Raw genomic sequence first — 1,008 nt, forward strand, 5'->3', positions numbered from 1 at the left:
CGTCTGGGTCGCCTACCTCGTCCTGTTCCTCGGCACCATCCTGAAACGCAAGGAACCGCATATCTACGTCGCCAACTGGTTCTATCTGTCCTTCATCGTGACCATCGCGATGCTGCACCTGATCAACAACCTATCGATGCCGGCGTCTCTCCTGGGTTCCAAGAGCTACTCCGCCTTCTCCGGCGTCCAGGACGCCTTGACGCAATGGTGGTACGGGCACAATGCCGTCGGCTTTTTCCTGACAGCCGGCTTTCTTGGCATGATGTATTATTTCGTTCCCAAGCAGGCAAACCGGCCAGTCTATTCCTACCGGCTGTCGATCATCCACTTCTGGGCGATCATCTTTCTCTACATCTGGGCCGGGCCCCATCACCTGCACTACACCGCCCTGCCCGACTGGGCGCAAACGCTCGGCATGGTGTTCTCGATAATGCTGTGGATGCCTTCATGGGGCGGCATGATCAACGGCCTGATGACGCTGTCCGGCGCTTGGGACAAGCTCCGCACCGACCCGATCATCCGCATGATGGTTATGGCCATCGCCTTCTACGGCATGTCGACCTTCGAAGGCCCGATGATGTCGATCAAAGCCGTCAATTCGCTGTCGCACTACACCGATTGGACCATCGGGCATGTCCATTCGGGCGCGCTCGGCTGGGTAGGCATGATCTCGTTCGGCGCGATCTACTACATGGTGCCGAAGCTGTGGAACCGTGAACGGCTCTATTCGCTGCGGCTCGTTACCTGGCACTTCTGGCTGGCGACCCTGGGGATCGTCGTCTACGCCGCGGTGATGTGGGTTTCCGGCATCATGCAGGGCCTGATGTGGCGCGAGTACGACGAGCAGGGCTTCCTGGTCTACTCGTTCGCCGAGACCGTGGCCGCCATGCATCCCTACTATGTCATGCGCGCCGTGGGTGGCGCGATGTATCTCGCCGGTGCTGTCATCATGACCTGGAACATCACCATGACCATCCTCGGCTACCAACGCGAGGAGGAGTCTATGCC

At 59.3% G+C, this 1,008-nt stretch carries 1 protein-coding gene; it reads left to right on the top strand.

Annotated elements, in window-relative coordinates:
* Positions 1-1,008, top strand: a 1,008-nt coding sequence (gene ccoN, locus EOA85_RS35960) for a cytochrome-c oxidase, cbb3-type subunit I (RefSeq protein ID WP_127212779.1), incomplete at both ends; no start/stop codon positions are given.

Origin of the sequence: Mesorhizobium sp. M5C.F.Ca.IN.020.29.1.1 (assembly GCF_003997375.1) — a bacterium.
Classification (GTDB): domain Bacteria; phylum Pseudomonadota; class Alphaproteobacteria; order Rhizobiales; family Rhizobiaceae; genus Mesorhizobium; species Mesorhizobium wenxiniae.